Origin of the sequence: Sporolactobacillus pectinivorans (genome assembly GCF_002802965.1) — a bacterium.
GTDB lineage: Bacteria > Bacillota > Bacilli > Bacillales > Sporolactobacillaceae > Sporolactobacillus > Sporolactobacillus pectinivorans.
In genome coordinates this window covers 899,126-923,448 of the sequence record NZ_NXGA01000001.1, presented here as the reverse complement: position 1 = coordinate 923,448, position 24,323 = coordinate 899,126, and the positions used below count along the sequence as shown (strand labels likewise).

Sequence of the window (24,323 nt, the reverse complement as noted above, 5' to 3'; positions counted from 1 at the left end):
TTATTCCTCCTCCATGCCGTTTTTCTTATGAAAAAAAGATCTAATTTTATCAAGCGCATGTGTATTTTCGCTGATAAATTTAACTGAAAGGAATAATATGAGAAGGCTTTGTATCACAGCTATAATTTCCTGCGGTACACCGGTGAATATATCGATATCCTGACTGCCATTTTTTAATGCACTATAAAAAATGGCCGCAACAAGAATACCAACTGGATTGTGGCCGCCAAGTAAAGACACCAGCATCCCGTCCCAGCCCATTCCAGGATTAGCGGAAAAATTGAGTGTATAGCTATATTGATCACTTAGCATATAGCCTGCCCCTCCCAGGCCGGCCAGGGCACCGCTGATCAGCATCAATGTCACAATTTTATTACCCACACGCATCCCTGTTGCTTCGGCGAATGCAGGATTTTTACCCATGGCAGTCGTTTCATAGCCAAGCACAGACTTTTTCATCACAAGATACATGATGATAAATACAAGAATAGCGATGACAAAAAAGAGAGTAATTCTTGTGTCTCCAAATCTGGGAAACATCACATTCTTAGGGATCATTGGTGTGGTCACATAGCCGGACCCATTATCACGAAAGATTCCTGTCGTAAGAAATTCCAGAACCGTCGCCATCGCATAGTTGAGCATCAGGGTAACGACCATCTCATTAACTCTAAAGTACGTCTTTAACAAAGCAGGTATTAAGGCGAACAACATGCCACCTGCAATACCGGCGATCAGACAAATAAATTGTGCGAGCCCGCCTGGAAGAGCCTTGCAATATAAAGCAACAATCCCCGCAATAAACCCGCCCAGTATAAACTGCCCTTCCACGCCCATATTAAAAATATTCGCTTTAAAGGTGATGGCGATCGCAAGTCCCGTCAAAATCAAGGGCCCCGCGCCATGTAGCGTGTAAGCCAGCCCCTGCGGAGTGAAAAGTGACTGCTGAAACAGAACCTGATAGGTCGTAAATGGATTCTGTCCAATCATGGCAATAATAATGCCGCCAATTAACAGCGCCAGTATCACGGGCATGATCGAATTTATGATGCTCAAAGGTATCTTTTTTCCTGGCAACTTCTTCATCCCCCTTGCTCATCATATATACCTGCCATTAACAATCCAATTTGCTCCTGAGATGTTTCTTCTGGATTAACACATCCGACAATTTTCCCTTTATACATGACCAAAATGCGGTCTGATAAGGCCATAATCTCTGACAATTCACTCGAAATCAACAGTACCCCGTTTCCGTTGTCCCGATACTGAACGATTTTTGTGTGAATGTACTCAATTGAACCAATATCAACACCTCTTGTCGGCTGGCAGGCAATTAGTAAAACCGGTTTATTTTCAAATTCCCTGGCAATAATCAACTTTTGCGCATTGCCTCCTGAAAGCTGGCCAACCTGTCCATTCCTGTTTCCGACCCGTATGTCGTACTGTTCAATATAATCATCCCTGAGCGCATTGATCTTTTTATAATCCAGAAGTGACCAATGGCTTACTGATTGGTTACGGTGATAACCGGCAATGCAATTATCCGCGAGTGTCATTGTGGCGCACAGTCCTTGAGAAAAGCGATCTTCCGGTATAATGCCGATTCTGCTGCGCCTGCACTGATCGGGCCAGAAGTTGGTCACTTCCTGATTATCCAAAAAAATCCGACCCTGCCTGATGCCCATTAATCCGGTTAAAACATCGATCAATTCCGTCTGGCCATTTCCCTCTACACCTGCAATGCCTACTATTTCTCCTTTTTTTACGGAAAAAGAAATGTCTTTTAAAACTTCACGTCCATATGAATTCGTCACTGATAAATTTCTAACCTGATAGATTTCCTTCTGATCTCCAATTTCTTTATGATGATTGGCGACATCAAGAGTGACCTTTCGGCCGACCATCATTTGCGCTAATTCATTCTCTGTTGTTTCTGTTTTGCTGACCGTCCGGACTACCTCTCCATGCCTGATGACCGTAATGTTATCGGCTAATTCCATAACCTCTCTTAATTTGTGCGTAATCACAATAATCGTTTTCCCATTACTGCGCAGTTCTTTCAAGCTTTCAATAAGCTTGTCCACTTCTTGCGGCGTCAGTACAGCAGTGGGCTCATCAAAGATCAAAATATCGACATTCCTGCAAAGCATCTTTAGTATTTCAACTCTTTGACGTTCTCCGATTGAAATATCCTCGACTTTGTCCAGCGGATTCAGATCGAATTTATATTTCTGAATCAATTCACGTACGGTTTCTATTTCTTTTCTTTTGTTGATCAGAAAACTGCTTTTCACAATCTCATTACCAAGCAGCACATTCTCATAGATGGTTAAGCTCGGCACTAATTTAAAGTGCTGATGGACCATTCCCAGCCCTCTGCTGATGGCATCGGCCGGCGAATGGAAAACAGCTCTCTTTCCTTTGATAAAAATTTCACCGGACGTTGGCTTAAGCAACCCATACAGCATGTTCATCAAAGTTGTTTTACCCGCTCCGTTTTCTCCGACAATACATCTTATTTCATTGTTTTGAACGGATAAGTTGATCGCGTTATTGGCAACAAAGTTTCCGAATTTTTTTGTTAAATTAACGGTCTCAATTATTTTCATATTGGCCTCCAGAGTAATAAAGAGAGCTGGCTAGATCAGGCGTCCATGTAACATATGCTTGAGCAGAAACGCGGCAGCCATATCTTATTCAAATCGCCTCCGCCTTGACCGCTCATGCGGTTGAAAAAGAATACAAGACACCGCCCGTCTTGTATTCACTAGAAGCGTTATTTAAAAGTAACATTTTTCAAGGAAGACAGATCGAATTTTTCTCCAATCTGTGCATTTGTCACTTTTATCTGTCCATCGTTAATTTTCTTGGCAATCGTATTCAATTCCGCTTTAATTTCCTTCCATTTTGCCTCAGCTTCCGGTGTTTTGGCCAAATGCGCCTGAAGCGTCGACATATCTGTTATTCCCGTTGCTCCGGATGCCAGAGAGTAATTCTGGACCCGGGCCATCTTATTGAGCGATCCATGTACCAATGCATCGGTCAATTTATACACCGGAACTTCCGTATTTTTCAGTGTGCTGGTTAATACATAACCTGGCTGCTGGCTGTCTTTATTCGCGTCAACCTGTATCGCCAATTTTCCTGCTTGCTTAGCTTTAGCCGTCACGCCATCCCCGACGACACCGGCACAGGCGAAGACAACGTTAGCCCCTTTGTTATAGAAGCTTCCGGACAGAGAACTTCCAAGGGCCGGATCCGTAAATCCTGCGTTGAAATTCGTGTAGAAATTATAATGAACATCCAACTGTTGTGCAATATAGTTCACGCCTTCGATATATCCGTCCGAAAATACAGTAATGCCATTGGAATTTGTCCCGCCGATAAATCCGACGGCACGTGTCTGGCTGGTTGGTGTAAAATTATAGCCCTTGCCAAACAGCGTTTTCGCATTTTCATTGACCAGCGCACTCGCCGCTCCGGCAAGATAAGACGCCTGATGCACATTAAACATGACAGAGATCACATTTTTGAACAATGTTTTTCCATGGCTGTCCACATTCGGATTGTCATTAAACACAACGAATGTCGTGTTAGGAAATTGTTTAGCAATCGGTGGATTGTTTCCAACGCCTTGAATTAGGGCATTAAAATCATATTCCAACGTAAAAATCATATTGTAACCGTTTTGCGCCAGGACCTGAAGCGATTTGGCCGTACCCCCGTTGGTATAATCAACCACTTTATACTGAACGCCGAGCTGTTTGCTGGCCTTTATTGCTCCCTGGATTGCTGATGCATTGTATCCGTTATCATTTCGACCGGCATCACTGGTGATAATAGCTATCTTCAAGTTCTTGGCTTTTGAAGAACCGCCCGATCCAGATGAAGCCTGTGAACCGCACCCCGATAGTGAAAATGTTAATACCAACATGACTAAAATAAGAAAGATACTGGTGGCCCGTTTTTTCATAGTGATTCTCCCCTTTTTTAGATACTTGTTAATATATGTAAGTAAAGGTAATAAATCAATCGACTTATCCCTTTAATTACGGCACCCAAGAAATCAGTGCAAAAACTAATGTTATATTATTTGACAACGGCATCCAGAATAAAAAACCGATGTGAGCAAATATAACATCTCTATTGATATAACATCATATCATTATAGTAATCGCAAATCAATACGTTTTATAAATTATTCTGAATTTTAGTAACTATATTATTTTTGTTCAAAAATCTAACTCAATAAAAAAACAGGTCTGTAATAGATCTGACTAAGTTTCGATTATGTGAAAAAAGAAGAGAAGACTTGGGGATAAAAACTAGAACAATTAATAGATATTGATCATTCGCAAGATAGTTGCGAGCCAGCAATAATAGAAATAGACTGGGCTGATCTTGCTTAAGATCCGAGTAATTTTTAGTGTTCCGGCAGGCGTCTAAAGACAGAATGCTGGACTCGCGGGTGCATTGCGGACATGAAACTGAAATTCGGTTATTATCCGTAGTTTTTAAGAAAAAGTGAGGCAGAAAATGTGTTGCATTCCCTGCCCCAAGCAAAAATTACGTCAATCCTGTAAGGTGATTTTGAATGAATCTGTACGGTAATAACTATTGACCACTTCACAATACTTCTGAGTACCTTTTTTCATGTAACTGGATACAGCATGCATCTTCAGCAGCGGGAATCCTTTTTCCACTTGCAAATAAGTAAGTAATTTACCCTGTGCCATTACGGCTTCAATACTTCCCTCGGTTATTTCAATATCCAGATGGTATTCATTGCGGATAATATGCGTTAAAGACTGTCCTTCCAGATTCATTTCAGCCAGCCCCTCAAGATCATCAAGAGAAAGATACCCATCAGAAAAATTAATCGGTGAGCCATCTGCATAATAAATTCTGGAGAAATGAAGGACGGGAGTTCCCACTTCCTGTCTCAATTCATGCGCAACACTATAGTCACATTTCACTTCTTTCTTAATCAGCACCTTGCGGGATGGGACCATGTCCTGCCTTCTGATTTCGTCGCTGCAGCTAATCATTTTTTTTGAAAATGGCATATTAGCGCTTTTTACATTACGCACGAAAGTACCACGACCCTGCAACCTGTATAAGTAGCCTTCTGCTGTTAATTCATCCAATGCTCTTTTGACCGTTATTCTGCTTACATTGAACTTTTGCTGTAATAATTTCTCCGTAGGGATCAAATCATCTTTTTTTAATTTTCCCGACTGGATATAATCAAGAACCGCCTTTTTTACTATATAGTACTTGGGTAATACGGTTTGAATATTAGAACTTGAGACATCCATAATTGATACATCCTCTCACTGATTTAAAAACACAGTCAATCATTGCCTGAGTTAAAAACAATTTCGCAGCTTGAAATCAAATTATCGAAAAAATTAAAATTTCTCTTATTACTAATCTTACCAAATTACCATTTCCCTTTCAAAGACGGAAATGGTTCGTATGATCTAAGACAACAGATTCGGTTCAAAATGTTTCACTAAAAAACTATGCCGGTTAAAGACTGCGCATCTCTATTATTTTTTAAATTGACGCACAATTCAAAACGTGATACAATCCTTCTAATGAATCGATATATCATTATATCATGTATCAAGGAGGTGTATCATGAATGAGCAAAATAAAGATCTGCGGTATGCAAAGAAGAGAAGATATCATCGCGGCCAATCAAGCATTGCCGGATTTTGTAGGATTTATTTTTGCCGATTTCGACCGGCACTGTATTACTGAAGAACAGGCGAGAGAATTCAAGTCTCTGTTGTCTCCGGATATCAAATCTGTAGGTGCTTTTGTTAATGCGCCCATTGATGATGTAATAAGGCTGCTTAATGATGGAATCATCGATTTTGCACAGCTCCATGGCAACGAGGACGAGAGTTATGTCCGGACAGTGATGGACAAGACACATAAACCGGTGATCAATGCAACCGGTGTAAAAGTACCGGAAGACATTAATAAAGTTATTTCAAGTTGTTCGGATTTTATCCTCTTGGATGCTCCCGGTGGATGCACGGGGAATACCTTTGATTGGAACTTGATTAAAGATATCCGCCGTCCGTATTTTCTAGCCGGAGGAATCAATACTGCCAATATACAAGATGCAATCAATCGCTTCCATCCTTACTCAATAGATTTAAGCACAGGTGCAGAAACAAAAGGCCAAAAAGATCCGGCCAAAATGATGGAATTAGTTAAGCTTGCCAGAGAGGCCAGTTAAGTTGGAGGGGAAAAATGTTGTCCTGGATAAAAGAAATATTCGATACGGCAAAACCAATCATTGCCATGTGCCATCTGCAGGCACTCCCGGGGGATCCGGAATACGATGAAGCGGGTGGAATGGATAAAGTAATTGTGGCTGCCAAAAATGATATCATTGCACTTCAAGAAGGTGGCGTGGATGGTATCATGTTTTCAAATGAATACAGCCTTCCTTATTTAACAAAAGTTGAAACTGTTACCGTCGCCGCGATGGCTCGCGTGATCGGCGAATTAAGCTCATATGTCAAAGTACCCTTTGGTGTGAACTGTCTCTGGGATCCAATCGCGTCTCTGGATCTGGCCGCTGCTGTCGACGCGCAATTCATTCGTGAAATCATCTCCGGTGTCTATGCCAGCGACTTCGGCCTCTGGAATACAGATCCCGGCAAAACTGCGCGGCATCGAGTACGCTTAGGTGCCAAAAGTGTAAAAATGTTCTACAACATCGTTCCAGAAGCAGCAAAATATCTGGCCGATAGGAACATCGCTGAAATTGCCAAAACAACGGAATTTAATAATAAGCCAGACGCAATTTGTGTTTCCGGCCTTACAGCTGGCAGTGAAACAAACACTCAAGTATTAAAAGTCGTAAAAGATGCTGTACAAAAAACACCTATTTTTTGCAACACGGGCTGTAACAAAGACAACATAGAACGCCAATTGTCAGTTGCTGATGGCGCAATTTGTGCGACTACCTTTAAAGTAGACGGTATTTTTGAAAAGCCTGTAGACTATAAACGTGTCAAAGAATTTATGGATATCGTGAAAACATTTAGAAGTTAGTGTTATTTAACAATAAAATGATCTCTTTCATAAAGGGCCAGAGAGAAATCTGTATTCTTCTCTCTGGCCTCTTATCGGTAAAATGTAATTACTTTGAAAAATGTTGGTGACTTTAATTGATAATGTCTATCATTTATAATATAAGAGGACATAAAAAAACACCTTGATTGAGATCAAGATTAATCTGTCAAATATGATAAATCGTACATGATTTGGGATCCTATGATCAGGATCGTGTTAGAAAGGAGGGTCATCATGCCGCATTTGCCTGCAACCGGATGGCTGAAAGAATTATCTGAAGAAGCCCTTTTTCAGATTGAAACAAAAGGTTCATTTCGCTTTTATCAGCCCCAAGAAACGGTTTTTCTTCAAGAAAAAGAGTTAGACAATTATTATATCGTTGTGAGTGGGCTTGCTAATGCCTATCATCAGAATGACGAAGGGAAAAGGTGGATCGTCAGTTTATTTTCAAAAGGAGATCTTTTCCCGCATGTTGGCTTGATTAATGATGAACACGTTTATCCGGCTAATTCCGAAACCCTGTCGACGTGTACACTTTTCGTCATTCGCCGGGATGAAATGAACACGATTTTTGCTTCGTATCCTGAAATTCGGCTGCATCTTACTCTATTTCTAACCGAAAAGAGCCGGGAACTAATGGATCGTTTTTCGGATTCTATTCTCGGGACAGCTGCCGATCGGATGATTTCCTTTCTTAAAAAACTGGCTATTCACTCGGGTATTCGAAAGACTGACGGCCGATACTTGATTAACCTCGGCCTGACAGAACAGTATATTGCTGAGTACATCGGAGTAACCCCTGAGACGGTCAGCCGTGTTTTGAACAAGCTTTATGCAGAAGGCCGGGCAGAAAAAATCGGAAGAAAGAAGCTGTTGATTCGTTTGAAAGAATGATGCTTTGCTCATAGAGCCCACTTCTTTCATTAACTTTGAGCAACGTGTTCCACTGCCCCATCCACCTCCACCAAGCCAAACTTTGATCGCCCAGCTCCCCCACGTCGGGCGCACCTAAAAAGCCCAAAATCGTAATTTTAGGATTTTGAGCGGGGATTAATGAAGCAGAAAAAAGTCTTCACGCTAATTCGAAAGCACTTCGCATCTATGCTGCAAAATTAAGTTGGAATACCTGAGCAATGGAAACATCCATCCAGCCGGTCGAGCTTTCAGACCAGCTGGATGGATGGAATCTTACTGGCTAAGGAAAAACTTAAGCCCATTCGAACTTAGACTATTGAACTTGTTCAGTCGATTTTGAACCTATTATTCCATTATAAAGGATTTTTGTTTAGAAACCGCATGATTATCGAACATTCATAGTATTATGAATAATTAGCATAGATTAACGCAACGCTAGTATTATTAAACATAAAACCTTCCTCAACTTCGAGGAATTACTTTTTCCTTTTTTTGAGAAGTGTCCAAATGGACATATTGTCTGATTAAATTATCCTAGATTCAATCGAAGGTATTTATCTCTGAGAAGTATAACGAAATCATTCCTCCGTATAATACCGTCAGTTCAACTGAGGTTGGTTACGGTTACGTGATCACTGAAAACAATCTCGAAATCATCCCCTCCTTTTTTTCATCAGTACCCACCAAAATGAGGGTAACTGAAAATTACAGAAGATATTCGCTGTTTTTCGATTGAATGATGTAGCTCTTCGATCCCTCTTCATCCTCGCAGTAGCCAACAATAAACTCTTCTTGATTAATTAATTCCTGCAAATAGTCAGGGACGGCACAATTCCAATTTAAATTTTTTATTTTCCATGGAAAATCACCATATGGATTTGAAGAATGAATATAAACCGCGTCATAGGCAGAGTCATCATCAACTACAAAAATCCAAGACTGATAGGGCTTATTAAAACCTTTTAGTTTATCCAATACACTTCTATATAAGGCTAAATGTGCCTTTATATGTTCTTTTCTAATTCTTAAATGACCGTCACCACGCCCATCATGATCAAGGTGTTCATGCCAAAAATCAAACCACCCGTCATGTCCAAAATCCAAATCATATTCATCTATATTGGCGTTTCTCCATAGACAGCGAAAATAGCGTTTCTTCCCTCTAAATTTCTTCAAGTTCAGACATCCTTTCATTCTTTAAAACAGATTACAAAAATAGATTTACCACCCTGAACATTCGATGATGTCTCACTTAGATGGTTCCTGTCGCAGTAAAAAAATGAGTCAACGATGTTAAATGGCTCTGGTGATTTTTTGAATCACTTCCAGGTTCTTTAAATTTTCAGAAATTACAGTAATGAATGTGAAAAGAAAGATGATTCATTTTCCTTCTTCCCCCATAAATATAAATAATATAAGAACATTGCAATTCTTTCATTTGTAAAAAGAATCCTTACTACTTATAATGCGGTTCCCTATGGGGAAGAAGTGTGGCGCTACTCTCCGAACTTAATATGGAACATTCCCGATTTATGTTAATCCGGATTATCGAAATCAGGGGATTGCCAAAAAGCGGCTAGAAGCGGCTATCCAGTTCGCCCATTCCAATGGAGCTGTCACGCTTGAGGCGTTCCCTGACGATCCGGAAGGCAGAACGGATGACAGCGCTATTTATACGGGAACTGTAAGGACATTCCAGGATCTTGGTTTTTTTGAAGTGGAGCGACACCATCCTCTTAGGCCAATTATGCGATATGAAATCAAGTAGCCCGTAAAAAAATGTTGTTAATTTAAACAGCCAATTCCGCCAAAAGTTGAATACATACGATTAGCATATGTTTGAGAATGGTCCATTCTATATTTTACTAAAAATGCTTTTTTATTTGTTACTCATCTCGTCAATGTAACAGCCGAAGTTCCTGCCTAACAAGTGTGAGCAGGGTCTGACTCAAGGATGCCAGCGAATTATCCTGCGAGCAAACAAACCACAAATAGGTCGTCAGCACCTCAGGATCCTTTTCGATCGGAATAACTTTTATACTTCGCAGATCATCGAAAAAACTATTAAATACGGCATAATGCGGTCCGAATGTAATCGCCATGTTATGACGAACCGATTTGATAATAGCACTCATATTGTTCGTTTTGAACAATACACGAATAGATTGATGCGTTTTATTTTCAATATGACTCACATAATTCAAAATATAACTATCTTGATAAAGAGCAAAGGGATGTTGAATCACCTGTGTATAGTTCAATTTATTATATTTCGCAAGCGGGGATTGTTGATTCACAGCAAAGTAATAGGCTCCATCAGTGAGCTTTATTAAATCAAAAGGCAAATGATAGTTGGGCAGTGAATCCGAAAACCCGAGTAAAGCAAAATCAACTTTTTCTTCCTTCAATGCTTTGATCAAATCCTGTGTATTGAATTCGATCATGTCAATTTCTATTAAAGGGAATTCATGTTGAAGCATTTCTATCGAGCGAACCAGATGATCAATAATCCCTGGAATAGAGCCTATTTTAATTTTTAATTTTAACAGGTGATGGCGATCCGATGTATAGTCGTAAATCTCTTGTCTCTTTTCAAGGATAATGTGTGCTATTCTGATTACATATTGCCCATCCGTTGTTGGAAAAGTATTCTTCCTTGAGCGCTGAAACAATGTCATGCCTAACTCTCCTTCGAGTTTGGAGATCGCCTGGCTTACAGCAGAAGTTGTCATATGTAACCTATTCGCTGCCTTTGAGAACTGTCTTTCTTGAGTCAATATAGTTAAAATATTCAACTGTTCAAAGTTCAAATTTTTCATCTCCATTGATTAACTTTTGCTTAAACTAAATGTAACTATAATTAATTTTACTTAATAAAGATAACTGTGTAAACTTACTAATGAAAGGTGAATATTTATTTGGGGGAGAGATTGAAAAATGTGTACCAGTTTGACATTGCAAACAAAAGATGGGCATCATTTGTTTGGCAGGACCATGGATTTTATGAAGGATTTAAACCAGAATGTCATGATTACACCCCGCTGCTATAAATGGATCAATGTAACTAAAGAAACGATTACTGCAAAACAGGGCGTTGTTGGTATGGGTATTCAGCAGCAAGGAAAAGTCACACTTGCCGATGGATTAAATGAATCCGGTTTGACCTGTGGCACACTCTATTTGCCGGGCTTTGCTTCGTATAACAAAAAAGTGGTTGAAAATAAAACAAATCTGCCGCCGCAAGACTTTGTGCTTTGGTGCCTGGCACAATTCGATTCTGTTCAAGCTGTAAAAGAAGCTGTGGATCATGTTTCCTTTTTAGATGTTCCTCTGCCTGCTCTCCAAACTACTCCTCCTTTGCACTGGATATTATCTGACAAATCGGGAAAATGCATCGTCATCGAACCAACCAAACAGGGCGTTCAAGTATATGATGATCCTGTAGGTGTGTTAACAAACAGCCCTGATTTTAACTGGCATCTGCAAAATTTAAGACAATATATCGGACTCAGATCTAAACAATTTGAGCCGACGCAATGGATTGATTTGAAGTTAAGCGCATTTAGCCAGGGATCAGGCTCAATTGGACTACCCGGTGACTTTACACCACCATCCAGATTTGTAAGAGCAGCATACTTGAAGCAAAATATTACGGAAATTGACAATGAATTAGATGGGATAACAGGACTTTTTCATATCTTATCAAATTGTTCCGTCCCTAAAGGAGCTGTCGTTAGTCCTGAAAATGCCGAAGTTATCACGATTTACACGTCAGCTATGTGCGCAGAGTCAGGCACATATTATTACCATAGTTATGATTGCCGACAAATTTCAGCCATACATTTATTTAATGAAAACCTTGATACCGAAAAGGTTAAAGTCTACCCATTTCACCGCACTCAGCTCATTCATAATGAAAACTGAATTAATTTTCTACTGGCACAAAAGTTTATTGGATATAGAAAAACAAAAAAAGCAGAATTAAAAGTTAAGAGACTGAAATCGTATCTGCTTCTTAAATATAATAATGACTTGATCTATGTTTCTATCATTCTCCTTTATCTTCCGTTCAAACCGCTCAAAGGGTTGGCACTCAATGACCATTTTACTGTCAAAATATTCTGAGGCAATTAATTATGCGGAAGAGAATAGATATCACAGGTCAACGTTTTGGCAGACTGACAACTGTTAAAGAAGTTCATTCCAGTAAACACCGCCGGTATTATCTTTGTCAGTGTGATTGCGGTAATGTAAAAATCGTTAGTATGGATCAGTTAAGAAGCGGCAAAACACAATCGTGCGGATGTTTAAATCAAGAAATCACTTCAAAAACAAATACAATGGATCTCACAGGTGCACGATTTGGGAGATTGACTGTAATCGGAAGATCCAAAAAGCATCATAAAACCCAAACCCATGCGATCTGGACGTGTCGCTGCGACTGTGGAAACGTTGTTGAGGTCATGTCAACTTATCTGATAAATGGTGAAACAAAATCGTGCGGATGTTGGAAAAAAGATCATGGTCGAATTTTGCAAAAATATGACAATAAAAACTTCAGAAAAAACGGTACCTTTATTCCAGCACTTAAAAGCAAAGTAAGATCAGATAGCTCTACTGGATTCAAGGGTGTATCTGTAGAAGAAAACGGTAAATATCGTGCATCGCTGACGATTGGAGGCAAACGTGTTTACCTAGGTAAATATATAAAATTGGAGGATGCTGTCAAAGCCCGTAAAATGGGTGAGGAAAAATATTTTAGGCCAGTCATAACCGAATTTTTTCAGAACATAAATCGTAAACCTTGATGTAATCACCGTTATTGACACCATCTTTCGGTGTTAATAACATCCTCTAGTGACCCAGTCACTGGGACGGAACGGCTCAAAAGCCGGATCAAAAAATTTCAACAAGGCACAACTCACGCGCAACGGACAAGCATAAACTAAAAGCACAATAACCCTTGGTGATTTTTCTCCTCACTTCTGGTAAAGAGAGGTCAAAAAAATTCCAACAAGGGTTATCTTTTTTAATTATTTATAGAGAACTTTTCACTCTCCAGTAATGCAAAAAATACATATAAACAATATTTACTCTAATCATCTTTAAACTTAGAAACCTGTTCTCCGATCTGATTATGTCCGACGCATATACGCACGCACCGTGATAGGTGCAAAAATCGCCACAATGACGGCAGCTCCGATGAGAGAGATGCTAAGATCCCAGCCAATAGTTCCATTGTTGGCTAGATCACGGACAGCAGTGATCAGATGCGAGATCGGGTTGATCTTCACAAACCATTGAAGCCAGTTGGGCATCGTCTTGACCGGCACAAAAGCATTGGAAAGAAACGTAAGCGGGAACAGCGCAATCATCGAGATCCCCTGTACGCTTGAAGCTGTGCGCGCGATCACTCCAAAGAAGGCAAAGATCCAGCTGATTGCCCAGGAACAGACAATTACAAGGAGCCCGGCGATGACGACGTGCCCCAGACCACCGGCAGGCCGATAGCCCATGATATACCCCATCGTGAAGGTGAGCACAGTCGCGATTGTATACCGGACAGTGTCTGCCAGCAAGGCACCCGAGAGCGGAGCAATGCGCGCAATTGGCAGCGACTTGAATCGGTCGAACACGCCCTTATCCATGTCCTCACGCAGTTGGACGCCAGTGACGATCGAGGTCGTGATTACGGTCTGTACGAGGATGCCGGGAATGATGACCGGTAAATAGCTCTGCACATTTCCGGAGATCGCTCCGCCAAAAATGTAGGTAAACATCAGAGTGAAAATGATCGGCTGGAGCGTGACGTCGAATAATTGCTCGGGCGTGCGCCGAATTTTCAACAGACCTCTATAAGCCATTGTTACCGTGTTGCGTACCGACTGGCCGAAGCTCACATAGTTATTGAGCTTGCGATCGGCAGCCGCTTTAATCATCGCACTTTTCATATTTCTACTCCCCTAACTTCATCCGACTCATGGGTTGCTTTTGATGATTCCTCTTTCACACCGTGGCCGGTGATGGTCAGGAAGACTTCGTCAAGGGTCGGTTTCTGCACACTTAATTCGGTCAGTCGGATTCCTGCCTCGCGAAAGGCGATCAGCAAATCAGTGACCCGGTCGGCGTCCGCCATCGGTGCAGTAATCTTTCCGCCTTCCGGTGAGACAGCGGACTGGACCTTGAGCACATGTGCAACAGTCTGACGAGCGTTCTCGATGTCCTGTGGATTTTGGATTCTTAATTGCAATGATGAGCTGCCAACCGATGCCTTCAGTTCATCCGCAGTGCCTTCCGCGACAACTCGGCCACGGTCAATAACCGCGATCCGGTCGGCAAGTTCATCTGCTTCTTGAAGGTACTGTGTTGTTAACAGTACGGTTGAGCCGGTTTTTACCAGCCGGCGGATGGTATCCCACATTTGATTACGTGTGCGCGGATCCAGCCCTGTCGTCGGTTCGTCCAGGAAGATAAGCGGCGGCTGCGCAATGAGGCTTGCCGCCAGATCCAGCCGGCGACGCATGCCGCCGGAGAAATTTTTCAGCGGACGCTTCGCGGCTTCTGTTAAACTAAATTCCTCCAGCAACTTCGCTGCCTTAGTTCGTGCCTCTGCACGTCCCAGCCCAAGCAGTCGGGAGAAGATGACCAGATTTTCGGTAGCACTGAGTGATTCATCGACCGACGCGTACTGACCGGTCACCCCGATCAATTGACGCACGATCTGCGGCTCCTTCACCACATCGTGCCCAAAGATTTGCGCCGAACCTGCGTCCGGCCGCAGCAAGGTCGCGAGCATTCTGATCGTTGTGGTCTTGCCTGCACCGTTCGGGCCAAGCACGCCATAGATCGTGCCGGCACGCACGTTCAGATTTACACCGTCAACCGCATGATTGTCGCCAAATATTTTGACGAGTCCGCGCGCCTCAACGGCCCAGTCGTCATTGACTGACGCTGTTCTATTTACACGTTCCATTTCAATTCCTCCTTCTTTGTATTACTATAATTTGTATTTGTTGCTTTGAAAATGAACCCAAGCCGGGTAAATTCCTCCTTCTTAAGACCGATTTTTCATTTCATTCCTTCTCAGGCCATGACGTTCACCTGCATATTTCTATATCCGACTGATTATACAAGGGATGATAAACCAAATTTATTAATGGACTATGAACAATGAATGACCTTTATTATTCTGAATAAATAAAGGAGAAAACTGATTATCCTAACCCACTTCAAGTAATTGAATAGAAGCAGGAAACCGCTTATGGGTTCCCTGCCAGAATCTATGGAAGGTACGCGGTTGAAAACGCCTTGACTGTCTCTTTCCTTGGTTACCTCATTACCCCAGATATTAACAAACATGCAAAAAGAGAAGGAGAGATCAAAAAAAGATCTTTCCTTCTCAATAATGAGCCAAACGAATGCAATAACATATATTAATGAAAACTTAATCAATGGACGAACGGGTTGTTGAAATTAAGCATTTGAACTTTCGCCAATAAGGCCAATCACTTCTTCGCTTGTACGAATCCTACCAATCCTGGGAAAGATGTAGCGACAAACATAATCATGTTCTTCTTTTGTTGAAGCAGTCATGGCATCTTCCACAAAAATTTGATTGTAGCCACGCTGATGCGCTTCTCTTGCTGTAGTATCCACACCAATTCCAGTAGAAATACCGCATAGCACAATCGTATCTATTCCACGTCGCCGCAGCTGTAAGTCAAGGTCAGTACCATAAAAGGCTCCCCATTGTCTTTTTGTAATAAAGTGGGCATTTGATATGCTTTCCAGTTCAGGCACAAGGCAATCCCAGTCCTCTTCAAATTTGCCCATGCTGATTTTCAAATCTGTTTTTGGCTTTAATATATCTTTTCCATCAACAGATGAAACACGCACAAGAACAACAAAAGCCCCTTTCTCAGTAAATGCATGAACTAATCTTCCTGCATTTTGAACAACCTGCGCACTGGTATAAGGTGCACGCTGACTGTTTACAATGCCATTTTGCAAATCTATCACAACGAGCGCTGTTTTTTCGGCTTTTATTACTTCGCTTTCTGTTAGTGTCAAATTTTTCATTTTCCTTTCTCACACTCAATTTACTTTCTGTCATGCCGCTTCCTGTACATTAAGTTTTCGAAATACCTTAAAATAAACCCATACGGCGTTGATCAGTAACAAGACACTTGTAACAATAAATACATATTTGGTACCAAACCAACCTGCCACTTGACCGCCTAAAACAGAGCCTCCAAACACGCCTAAATAGCCGGCTGACATGGTAAAACCAAAAACTCTGCCCGTAATCGCATCCGGTGTAATTTTCTTAATCAGGATATTAACAGAAGGACTCAAACCTCCCATTGCTAACCCTAATAAAAAGCGAAGTCCCATAAACTGCCAAGCGTTATTTACAAAAGCTTGCGGTATGAAAATGAATCCCGCCACTAATAGTGCAATGAGCATAACCTTCTGCGGTCCTATTTTATCGGAAAGTTTCCCCAGTCTTGGAGCGGCAATGATATTTGCCAGCCCTGCAGCTGAGAATGCCATTCCGGCTAGCAGAGCAATATGACTGGTATTATGAGACAGCTGAGCAATATATACGGTGACGATCGGTTCTACCGAATACAATGCCACCGTTAATATAAAAAAGGTCACAAACAGTGTAATCGTTAAGCTTTTTTCAGGAACGCTCCTCCATGTTTCCTTAATACTGAGCACCCTTTTATCTTGACGATGAAAAGACTCTTTTACAAATAAAAGAGTGGTCAAAAATGAAATCAGCATAAGCAGCCCTGTTATAAAAAATACATTTTGCATACCCAGGTTTTCTTCTATGAACCCGCCAATCATTGGCCCAAGCAAAGAACCGGCAATGTTTGCCGTTGAAAGTGTGCCTAAAGCCCATCCTGCATGTTCCTTATCCGTCTGAGTGGCAATCAATGTCGTACAGGCTGTGCTATAACCTGTGATAACGCCCTGCAATAACCGGAGTCCGATTAATACGTATACATTGGGTGCAAAACCCATGCAGCCGACAACTACTGCCATACCCAGGCTGGCGCGCAATAGCATCGGTTTTCGTCCAAATTTGTCAGCAGCGTGACCCCAAATTGGTGAAAAAATAGCTGAAATGATAAAGGTACTGCCAAAGGCAATTCCTGAAAGCTGAGCAATTAAAGCGGTATTGTCGACGCCAAGATGCCTTATATATAGCGGCAATACCGGCGCGATCTGGCTCATGCCCACACCTGTTACAAACATTCCAAACCAGCAAACCCATAAATTTCTTTTCCAGATCGGCATGAATTAGAAGCCCTCCTTGCTAGTAATGAACGATAACATCCTTCATCTTAGCTCGATAATTAGCTTTATTACATGCATGATCTTATAATCCATGGACATTTTTGCTATAAAATTCTGAGGGGCTTATCCCCTCCATTTTTTTGAATAGCCGGCTGAAATAAAATTCATCCGCAAACCCGAGCACTTGTGCCACTTCTTTTATCTTTTTATTTCTTTCAATAATCAGTTCTTTGGCTTTATCAATTTTTATTTTGTTAAAATAACCAATGACTGAACAACCTGTAGTGTCTTTGAAGGTTCTTGACAAATAGGCAGGTGACAACTGTACCAGATCTGACAATTCGGTCAACGTCACTTTGTTATTTATACGTTGATGCATGTAGTTAATTATTCTTTCCATTTTTAATGAAATCGAGTAATTCCGATTGTGCTTTTCTATATTCTGAGCCGTGGCAATCAGCAATTGCTGAAGCAAAGTCTGAGTTGTAAACTCGTACCCTGGCTGTTTCGCATCCCAACGATCCACTAATGCCTTGAATAATTCTTCAATCGAATAATAATCCTTTAATTCCCAGGTAAAGTGCGCCAGAAGTCTTTTCGCTTCGTTTTTGATTTCCCATTGGCTGTTGTTAAGACGCACACGTGCATAACTGAAATGTACGGATAGAAAATAGAGCGGTTTTTCCGAATCGGATTCGATAACATTCAACTCTATAGAATGAGGGACATCCGGGCAGATATAGAAAAGTCTACCTCCTTTTATCGGATAGCTTTTCTTTTCAATCGTTATGTATCCCTTTCCCCCAGTAAAAAGAATGAGTTCATGATGCTGAATCGTTCTGGTGATTTTCCTTGAATATCTTTCAGATTCATCAAGTTTCCTGCACTTACAGTAATGAATATGAAAAAAAAGATTATTAGCGTTCATGCTTTCCTCCATCAATAAAAAGGTACTACAATTTTCTCAGAAAAACTTCGCTTGTTTTCATCCGTTTCTGATCATGTATTATAGCGGTTAATAAAAAAAACCTACACTTACCGGTTTTTCACCGAGTGAATCGAATGGTGGCCTGTGAAGATACTTCTGGTTTCCAAGGATTCACTCCGGATCTGTTGCAAGCCTAAGTTGCAGGCGTGAATCACTGGGGATTGAAGGACCAAGGACAAACTCTGCTTATTCATTCATTTTACCCTCCTATGTCTTAAATTGCCCTAAAATGGCTTGTAATGTAAAAGTCTGCATTTATGGATGAAAACCTTAGTCTAAAATGTTTCCATGTCGGATAAGTGACACAAACCCTCGTTCACCAAACGTGCTGTCTTTTGACGATATAACGTGCCACCATCCTGAAGGCGTTTAAGTTCTTCTTGTGCGAAATTGACAAGTTGCTGATAAGGCGTATCATTCATGGGCCGCTATCTCAATCAGAATAGATTTTGTTTGCTTTTTCATTGATCTCTTCCTCAGAAGGTAAAGTATACCTCCTCGTGGTTTCGATTGATTTGTGACCGGCAAAACTGGCGACTTCAACAAGATCCCAGCCGCTTTTCAGCATGTTTCGAAAACAGGTATGCCGGAGCTGGTGTACGTGATAACCATATTTTTCAATCACTCTTTGTGCTGATCGCTTCGTCAATCGACGACTGTAATTAGACATAAACAGAGCCGGATTATCATCCAAACGAGTTTCAAGATATTTTTGCGCCGCACGTCGAGCCTCTGCAGGATAAGGTGTTTTTCGCTCCTTGTTTCTGATCCCGGATGGATGTCCTCAATCCCCATCTGACGCATGAGACGCCGGACCGCTTTACGGTTGACGTCACGCCTTCATGGTTCAGCTGGACGGCCATTCGGCGAGAGCCGAAGAACGGGATACCGGGTGTACAACTCATCAATCCGTTTCCGCAGGGCTCGTTCTCTGGACGAGGGAGGAACAGGTCGGTAGTAAAGACCGGAACGATTCAGCGAGAGCAGCTCCGCCTGCTTCTGAATGGACCAGTCCGGTTTGTTCCAGTCGACCAGATGCACCCGTTCATTTCGAGTCATCGTCGTAGCCAGATTTTTTTTAAGCCACGTGGGTTCCGTGGTAAGTCTACCGACTTCCTGGTATAGTCCCCGTTCTGAGCCTTACTGATATCGCTCTTGGATCTCTCCTCTCGATCTTTCTTTTGGAGACTAACTTTTGGCACGGCCTCTCTTATCTTTGAGTTGAGTGATTTTCAATCCAGATGTTCATTTCAGATGCGTTGGCCCTATTTTCCTGATTAGCAATTTTTATCGCGAAATATTCTTTTTTTTCAATGAATTCTGCATCAATTTCTGCAGGAAGGTTCACTTTTTTCGGTTTTTAAATCGTGACCGTTCCGTCATCCAAAATAGTGAAAGTAATCCCATCTCCCACATGAAGATGTTCCAGAACCTTCTGAGGGTAAGTCGTTCCATAGCTGTTACCCATCCGCTTGATTTTTCTTTCCACGTTCGTAATACTCTTCATATTTTTTCTCCCGTTCATTATGTGCAAGTGTTCTTTGTAAACACACTAACACGTTATTTACATTAACCTTCTCGGATAGTTTGACAAAAGTCCGCCCACTCCCCAATTTATTCGCTTCTAGGCACCATTTCCACCACTCCTTCGATCATCTTCAACTCATTAATTTTACTGGCATAATCACTACTTTCAAATCATTTAATAGACCTATCTGAAAAAAGTGGTGAACAAGTTGTTCGAAGAGAAAAGGATGGTATATGTATGGCGGACGAATCAGTAACATCTGTTGTTGGCAGACAACGAACCAGGCCGGCTTCGCCCTTGGTCACGGACACCGGGCTCGAACCGAAGCGTGACTGGAAACTGCTTGGGATCATTACGGGACACCGGACAAGAATCGCTTGCGTCATGACCCTGACTACTCTTGCACTCTATTTCATTCAGAATTGGCTGTGGCCTCACGGTACCCAGCCACATGGGGTAGTCCAGAATATTTACGCCTGGCTTGATTTGTTATGGTGCGGAGCGGTCCTTCCAGGCTTCTTCGGATTTCTGGGCATGATCTCCTATCGCTATCCTGAGAACCTGGACACGGTGCGGGAGATTCAGCAATTCGTTGTCTGGCGCATCGTCACGCGCGGGACAAACATTTCAGCGGTAGCAAGCACTGTCAATCGATGTATCGACGAGATGTCAAGGCATCCTTTGTTCAATTATCTTGTAGAAGTTGTGATTGAGGATGTGCCTCTTGATCAGTTACCCCAAGACAGTCATGTGCACTATCTGGTCATCCCGAACGGATATGTCACACCTAGAAAATCATTATACAAGGCACGTGCTTTGTATTACGCATCCATTTATTCCAAAGTGCCGGAAGATGCATGGATCGTCCACTTGGACGAGGAAACACAACCGACTTCTTCAGGAATTAAGGGGATTGCCAAAATGATTGCTGAAGAAGAAGCATCAGGCGAACTGCGGATCGGCCAAGGTGCCATTCTTTACCATCGCAAATGGCGTGAACACCCGTGGCTGACTCTAGCTGATAATGTGCGCACGGGGGATGATTTTGCCCGTTTTTACTTTCAGCACCTGCTCGGGAAAACAATTTTCGGACTGCACGGTTCCTATATCGTCGTACGAAACGATATCGAGAAAAAAGCGCCCTTTGATTTCGGTCCTGTCGGCTCAATTACTGAAGATGCTTTCTGGGCCCTGGTGCTGATGCAGAAAGGGGTCAGAACGCGTTGGTGCAAGGGCTATCTTGAAGAACAATCGACTGAGTCTGTCAAAGATTTTGTCAAACAGCGGCGCCGATGGTATTCAGGACTGAAGCTGGTTTCACTCCATGCACCGGTCAAACTGCGCTGGCGGATCTGCCTAGGCATGAACACAGCGCTGTGGACCCTGGCCCCTTTTGCCGGACTATATACTTTTGCTCATTTTGCCTTTGGCTATGAGGTCAACCCCGTCGTTCGCCTTTTGGCAAATCTGTCATTCGCCTCATTCGCAACACTTTATCTGACAGGTCTGAAGGCAAATCTGGATGAACATGGCATCAAAAACCGATTCACACGTGTTTTCTGGACCATTGCCCAGCTTGTTTTACTGTGGCCTTTCAGTCTGCTTGAATCCGTCGGCGTGATTTATGGATTTAAGAAACCAAAGGGATTCGATGTTGTAAAAAAATGAGCCCTGTTTAGCTACATTTCCTGAAGTCCGGCCAGATCTGTCCCGGAATCCGAAGAATTCTGTGCAACAGGGGCATTGTGTCATATACGACACCGTATCCGAGATTAGTCGTGATGTTGATCAGGGAGTCCCATTGGAGATTGTGTTGTTATATGCCTGTCCAATGTACGACCCCTTTTTCATTGTCCGGCTTGTAAATTGTTATAGCGCCCATTGGCATTCACTCAAGGCTTGATAGCTGATAACTTATCGCCTTAGTGCTTTGTGCACCATATAAATACTTATCAGTTGATCAATCAGGGGCAGCCATAAAAAATCAACTCCAATAAGGATGGCTCAACTTATGTGGAAAATCATATTGATCATCGTATTGTCTGCAATCCTGATACTGAGTGGTTGCAGCTTAACAAATAAGTCAAGGGAAAAACATCGCATCACAGGGACAAAACCATTGAATGTTCCTTCTACAGCTGTTGTGGCAAGTCCATGGAAAAAAAACACCTTTCAAAAGGGCATACAGATCTATCTCCACGTCGACGGAATGGCTGACTCACTCATAAGACAACGAATTAACCAGAATCTTGATTATATCGTTAAGCTAGGGGCCAACGCTGTCGGTATCAGTTTTCCGATTTACACCGATGGGGTCACGCCGACCCATGTCTATGCCAGTCAGGCAACACCCAGCCAGGGCCAGCTCACTTATGCTCTTATGGAAGCAAAGAAGCGCCAATTACGTGTCATGCTGCGTCCGATTATCGACGAAACAAACATTGTAAAAGAGCAGCCTATTGCCTGGCGCGGATCGATTGAACCAAAAAATACAGAACAATGGTTCCAATCCTACGATGAGTTAATTGAAAAATATGCTAAAATTGCCAAACGTTTTAAGGTTGATGAACTTGTAGTAGGTTCTGAACTGACATCGCTGCAGCCGCAAATAATGGAATGGAACACACTTAAGGCAAAAATATGGGCAACGGGATTTCGCGGCACGCTCAGCTATGCGACAAACTGGGATAACTTCCCGTCAATGCCCTTCGAACCTGGAATCGATGCCTACCCGCGCGTTCATCTGAATGATCAGGCCACGATCAGTCAATTGACTCAGGCATTGTACGACTGGTTGATTCAGCAACCATTCGCCGTCCGCAGGAAACTGACAATACAGGAAACAGGTATTGCCGCGCAATCAGGGATGTATCACAAACCTTTTGTATGGGACAGTAAAGCACCCGTTAATGCGTCTGTTCAGGCCAACTGGTTTCAGGCCATTTACAAGGCAGCCAAAGAAGCGCATTTATGTGGCATTTACTACTGGACACTCGATATCCGTCAGGACCCGGAACAAGAATTGGAAACGGGTACAGGCAATTTCAGCTTTGTCAGAAAAAGCACTGAGGCTGTCATCCGTTCGAATTTTAACCATTAAGAGAAGCGTTGCCATCATTTTAATGCCCATATTCGAGGTGCACTACACTCGCTATACTCCAGATGAATATTATTTGATGCTTACAAACAAAAAACACCTCAGCCATCAAAAAGCTCAAATGTTCCGCTACTCTTTAATTATCTTCCTGCTTATTGCTTCTGAAGGAAATTAAGTCCTATTGATAATCATGCCCCCAGTTCCTCTGTAATTTCGATATTGATCGTGGCTTTGATTCCCATAGCTTTCATAACATTTTCAATTTTTTCAGTAGTCGCACCATAGTATTCGTTTCTTTCATCTCTGGATACTTGAGCTTCGCTTACCCGTAACCGTTTAGCTAATTCAACTTGTGGCAAATTCAAATAAATTCTATATGCAATGAGTGTCTTCCCTATGTCTGTAAATTTATATATTGGATTAAAGGTACCTCGCTTGATTCGCTCATAATATTCGACTTCTGCCTTCAATTGTTCATGAAAAGATATTAGCGGCTGTATTGCCATGTCAACTTGTTCAGCATTCAGTTTCATTTTTTCAAATCGTTTTTTTTCACTGTTGATATACTCTTGATCCTGTTTTAACTTTTCAATGGCTTTCTGATATGCGGTTTCATTTTTAATCATGACGATAAAACACTCCCTTTGAATTCGATATAAGCTGCAGTTAATTGTCAATCAAAAACCGGAGAATACATCTTATCTTATAATTTTGACGATGCCTTTCGGCAAAAAAGTATCACACGTTTTCCTAAACGCTGCAGGAAACATTTGCTGGTGTCCAAATTCATCAAGAATCCCACTTTCTTGCCCTACCTACGTGCAACCTAGACATTACGGCATACGATCCTCGCTAATCTTCCAGTAAATCTACGAAACATCTAAAAAATTCTTGGCGACTTCATTTTCAAATCGTAAAACACCATTTATGTCTGGCAATTTTTCAATCAACTTTTAGATTTCCTGTTTGTCAATGCTTCAGCTGGATCTATCAATCTTAGACACCCCTGCCAGAGGACAAGTTTTTAGAGTTAGTTCTCGCCTTTAACTACGTCATATGCCGTCTTTTTCTGGACTGAAATGGATGGTGGCATCTGATCCAATAATCATTTGAGATGATCCAAGTTGCCTCAAGATCAGCTTCAAATAGTGTTTTATTATCGGCTTAAGATCAAAGATGTGTGTCAAAAAGTAACAATTTGACAAATATAGTGAATCAATTTTGGATCTTACTGTTTCAGAAAGGGCAGTTACTGTTTTAACTTAATAAATCAAGGCTGTGAAAACAGTTTGATGAAAGCGTTTCCAAAACACTTTTTTTAATACATAAATTGGCACAGCAGTTGCATGGAAGAAGAGTAAAGACCAGAGAGGGGGCATCAATAGCTA

At 41.8% G+C, this 24,323-nt stretch carries 23 protein-coding genes; 8 read left to right on the top strand and 15 right to left on the bottom strand.

All coding sequences use genetic code 11. The features are described 5' to 3' along the window. The 4 genes from COP04_RS04600 to COP04_RS04585 form a co-directional block, all read right to left on the bottom strand. Positions 1 to 1,077, bottom strand: coding sequence for an ABC transporter permease (locus COP04_RS04600; protein ID WP_204988020.1), 1,077 nt, complete (start codon positions 1,075 to 1,077; stop codon positions 1 to 3). 5 nt (positions 1,078 to 1,082) lie between these two features. Further along, the gene (locus tag COP04_RS04595; protein WP_100486908.1) at positions 1,083 to 2,609 is read right to left on the bottom strand and encodes an ABC transporter ATP-binding protein; all 1,527 of its coding nucleotides are present in this window, start codon (positions 2,607 to 2,609) and stop codon (positions 1,083 to 1,085) included. 167 nt (positions 2,610 to 2,776) lie between these two features. Beyond that, on the bottom strand, positions 2,777 to 3,973 hold the full coding sequence (locus COP04_RS04590) for a BMP family lipoprotein (RefSeq protein ID WP_100486907.1): 1,197 nt from the start codon (positions 3,971 to 3,973) through the stop codon (positions 2,777 to 2,779). Between the two features lie 598 nt (positions 3,974 to 4,571). After that, complete coding sequence (locus COP04_RS04585; RefSeq protein WP_100486906.1) at positions 4,572 to 5,318, bottom strand: GntR family transcriptional regulator; 747 nt, start codon at positions 5,316 to 5,318, stop codon at positions 4,572 to 4,574. Positions 5,319 to 5,647: 329 nt separating this feature from the next. Between COP04_RS04585 and COP04_RS04580 the strand changes: the two genes are divergently transcribed. The 3 genes from COP04_RS04580 to COP04_RS04570 all read left to right on the top strand — a co-directional run bounded on the left by COP04_RS04580 (position 5,648) and on the right by COP04_RS04570 (position 7,992). Then, a complete protein-coding gene (locus COP04_RS04580) occupies positions 5,648 to 6,253 on the top strand; it encodes a phosphoribosylanthranilate isomerase (protein WP_100486905.1) in 606 nt (201 codons plus the stop codon). Positions 6,254 to 6,267: 14 nt separating this feature from the next. Beyond that, entirely contained in the window at positions 6,268 to 7,077 is an 810-nt protein-coding gene (locus COP04_RS04575; RefSeq protein ID WP_100486904.1) for a BtpA family protein, read from the top strand. A 255-nt stretch (positions 7,078 to 7,332) separates the two neighbouring features. After that, the gene (locus COP04_RS04570; protein WP_162297077.1) at positions 7,333 to 7,992 is read left to right on the top strand and encodes a Crp/Fnr family transcriptional regulator; all 660 of its coding nucleotides are present in this window, start codon (positions 7,333 to 7,335) and stop codon (positions 7,990 to 7,992) included. A gap of 726 nt (positions 7,993 to 8,718) precedes the next feature. On the opposite strand, the gene COP04_RS04565 is transcribed toward COP04_RS04570, so the two are convergent. After that, on the bottom strand, positions 8,719 to 9,189 hold the full coding sequence (locus tag COP04_RS04565; protein WP_100486902.1) for a hypothetical protein: 471 nt from the start codon (positions 9,187 to 9,189) through the stop codon (positions 8,719 to 8,721). 352 nt (positions 9,190 to 9,541) lie between these two features. On the opposite strand from COP04_RS04565, the gene COP04_RS04560 reads away from it, so the two are divergent. Then, positions 9,542 to 9,781: a GNAT family N-acetyltransferase gene (locus tag COP04_RS04560; RefSeq protein WP_100489525.1), complete on the top strand. Its 240-nt coding sequence runs from the start codon at positions 9,542 to 9,544 to the stop codon at positions 9,779 to 9,781. A 130-nt stretch (positions 9,782 to 9,911) separates the two neighbouring features. Here COP04_RS04560 and COP04_RS04555 read toward each other — a convergent pair whose 3' ends face one another. Further along, positions 9,912 to 10,832, bottom strand: a complete 921-nt coding sequence (locus COP04_RS04555) for a LysR family transcriptional regulator (protein ID WP_275656876.1) — start codon at positions 10,830 to 10,832, stop codon at positions 9,912 to 9,914. Between the two features lie 118 nt (positions 10,833 to 10,950). Here COP04_RS04555 and COP04_RS04550 point away from each other — a divergent pair, with 118 nt between their 5' ends. After that, the gene (locus COP04_RS04550) at positions 10,951 to 11,937 is read left to right on the top strand and encodes a choloylglycine hydrolase family protein (RefSeq protein ID WP_100486900.1); all 987 of its coding nucleotides are present in this window, start codon (positions 10,951 to 10,953) and stop codon (positions 11,935 to 11,937) included. A 212-nt stretch (positions 11,938 to 12,149) separates the two neighbouring features. Next, positions 12,150 to 12,821 carry a hypothetical protein gene (locus COP04_RS04545; protein WP_100486899.1) on the top strand — a complete coding sequence of 224 codons (672 nt, stop codon included), beginning with the start codon at positions 12,150 to 12,152 and terminating at the stop codon, positions 12,819 to 12,821. Positions 12,822 to 13,148: 327 nt separating this feature from the next. Here COP04_RS04545 and COP04_RS04540 read toward each other — a convergent pair whose 3' ends face one another. The 8 genes from COP04_RS04540 to COP04_RS19410 form a co-directional block, all read right to left on the bottom strand. After that, entirely contained in the window at positions 13,149 to 13,964 is an 816-nt protein-coding gene (locus COP04_RS04540) for an ABC transporter permease (protein ID WP_100486898.1), read from the bottom strand. Next, positions 13,961 to 14,986, bottom strand: a complete 1,026-nt coding sequence (locus COP04_RS04535) for an ATP-binding cassette domain-containing protein (protein ID WP_100486897.1) — start codon at positions 14,984 to 14,986, stop codon at positions 13,961 to 13,963. Before COP04_RS04535 ends, COP04_RS04540 begins: the two co-directional genes overlap by 4 nt. A 500-nt stretch (positions 14,987 to 15,486) precedes the next feature. Next, positions 15,487 to 16,092: a hydrolase gene (locus COP04_RS04530; protein WP_100486896.1), complete on the bottom strand. Its 606-nt coding sequence runs from the start codon at positions 16,090 to 16,092 to the stop codon at positions 15,487 to 15,489. Between the two features lie 30 nt (positions 16,093 to 16,122). After that, the gene (locus COP04_RS04525) at positions 16,123 to 17,322 is read right to left on the bottom strand and encodes a multidrug efflux MFS transporter (RefSeq protein ID WP_100486895.1); all 1,200 of its coding nucleotides are present in this window, start codon (positions 17,320 to 17,322) and stop codon (positions 16,123 to 16,125) included. Between the two features lie 82 nt (positions 17,323 to 17,404). After that, a complete protein-coding gene (locus tag COP04_RS04520) occupies positions 17,405 to 18,250 on the bottom strand; it encodes an AraC family transcriptional regulator (protein ID WP_100486894.1) in 846 nt (281 codons plus the stop codon). A 493-nt stretch (positions 18,251 to 18,743) separates the two neighbouring features. Then, on the bottom strand, positions 18,744 to 19,079 hold the full coding sequence (locus COP04_RS04515) for a tyrosine-type recombinase/integrase (protein ID WP_100486893.1): 336 nt from the start codon (positions 19,077 to 19,079) through the stop codon (positions 18,744 to 18,746). Positions 19,080 to 19,150: 71 nt separating this feature from the next. Further along, entirely contained in the window at positions 19,151 to 19,369 is a 219-nt protein-coding gene (locus tag COP04_RS19415; protein WP_157800173.1) for a hypothetical protein, read from the bottom strand. A 301-nt stretch (positions 19,370 to 19,670) separates the two neighbouring features. Beyond that, entirely contained in the window at positions 19,671 to 19,817 is a 147-nt protein-coding gene (locus COP04_RS19410; protein ID WP_157800172.1) for an AbrB/MazE/SpoVT family DNA-binding domain-containing protein, read from the bottom strand. A 258-nt stretch (positions 19,818 to 20,075) separates the two neighbouring features. On the opposite strand from COP04_RS19410, the gene COP04_RS04510 reads away from it, so the two are divergent. Together COP04_RS04510 and COP04_RS04505 are read left to right on the top strand one after the other, a co-directional pair. Further along, positions 20,076 to 21,506, top strand: a complete 1,431-nt coding sequence (locus COP04_RS04510; RefSeq protein WP_100486892.1) for a glycosyltransferase family 2 protein — start codon at positions 20,076 to 20,078, stop codon at positions 21,504 to 21,506. A 343-nt stretch (positions 21,507 to 21,849) separates the two neighbouring features. Next, on the top strand, positions 21,850 to 22,938 hold the full coding sequence (locus tag COP04_RS04505; RefSeq protein ID WP_100486891.1) for a glycoside hydrolase family 113: 1,089 nt from the start codon (positions 21,850 to 21,852) through the stop codon (positions 22,936 to 22,938). Between the two features lie 185 nt (positions 22,939 to 23,123). Here COP04_RS04505 and COP04_RS04500 read toward each other — a convergent pair whose 3' ends face one another. Continuing rightward, on the bottom strand, positions 23,124 to 23,561 hold the full coding sequence (locus COP04_RS04500; protein ID WP_100486890.1) for a helix-turn-helix domain-containing protein: 438 nt from the start codon (positions 23,559 to 23,561) through the stop codon (positions 23,124 to 23,126). Between the last annotated feature and the right edge of the window lie 762 nt (positions 23,562 to 24,323).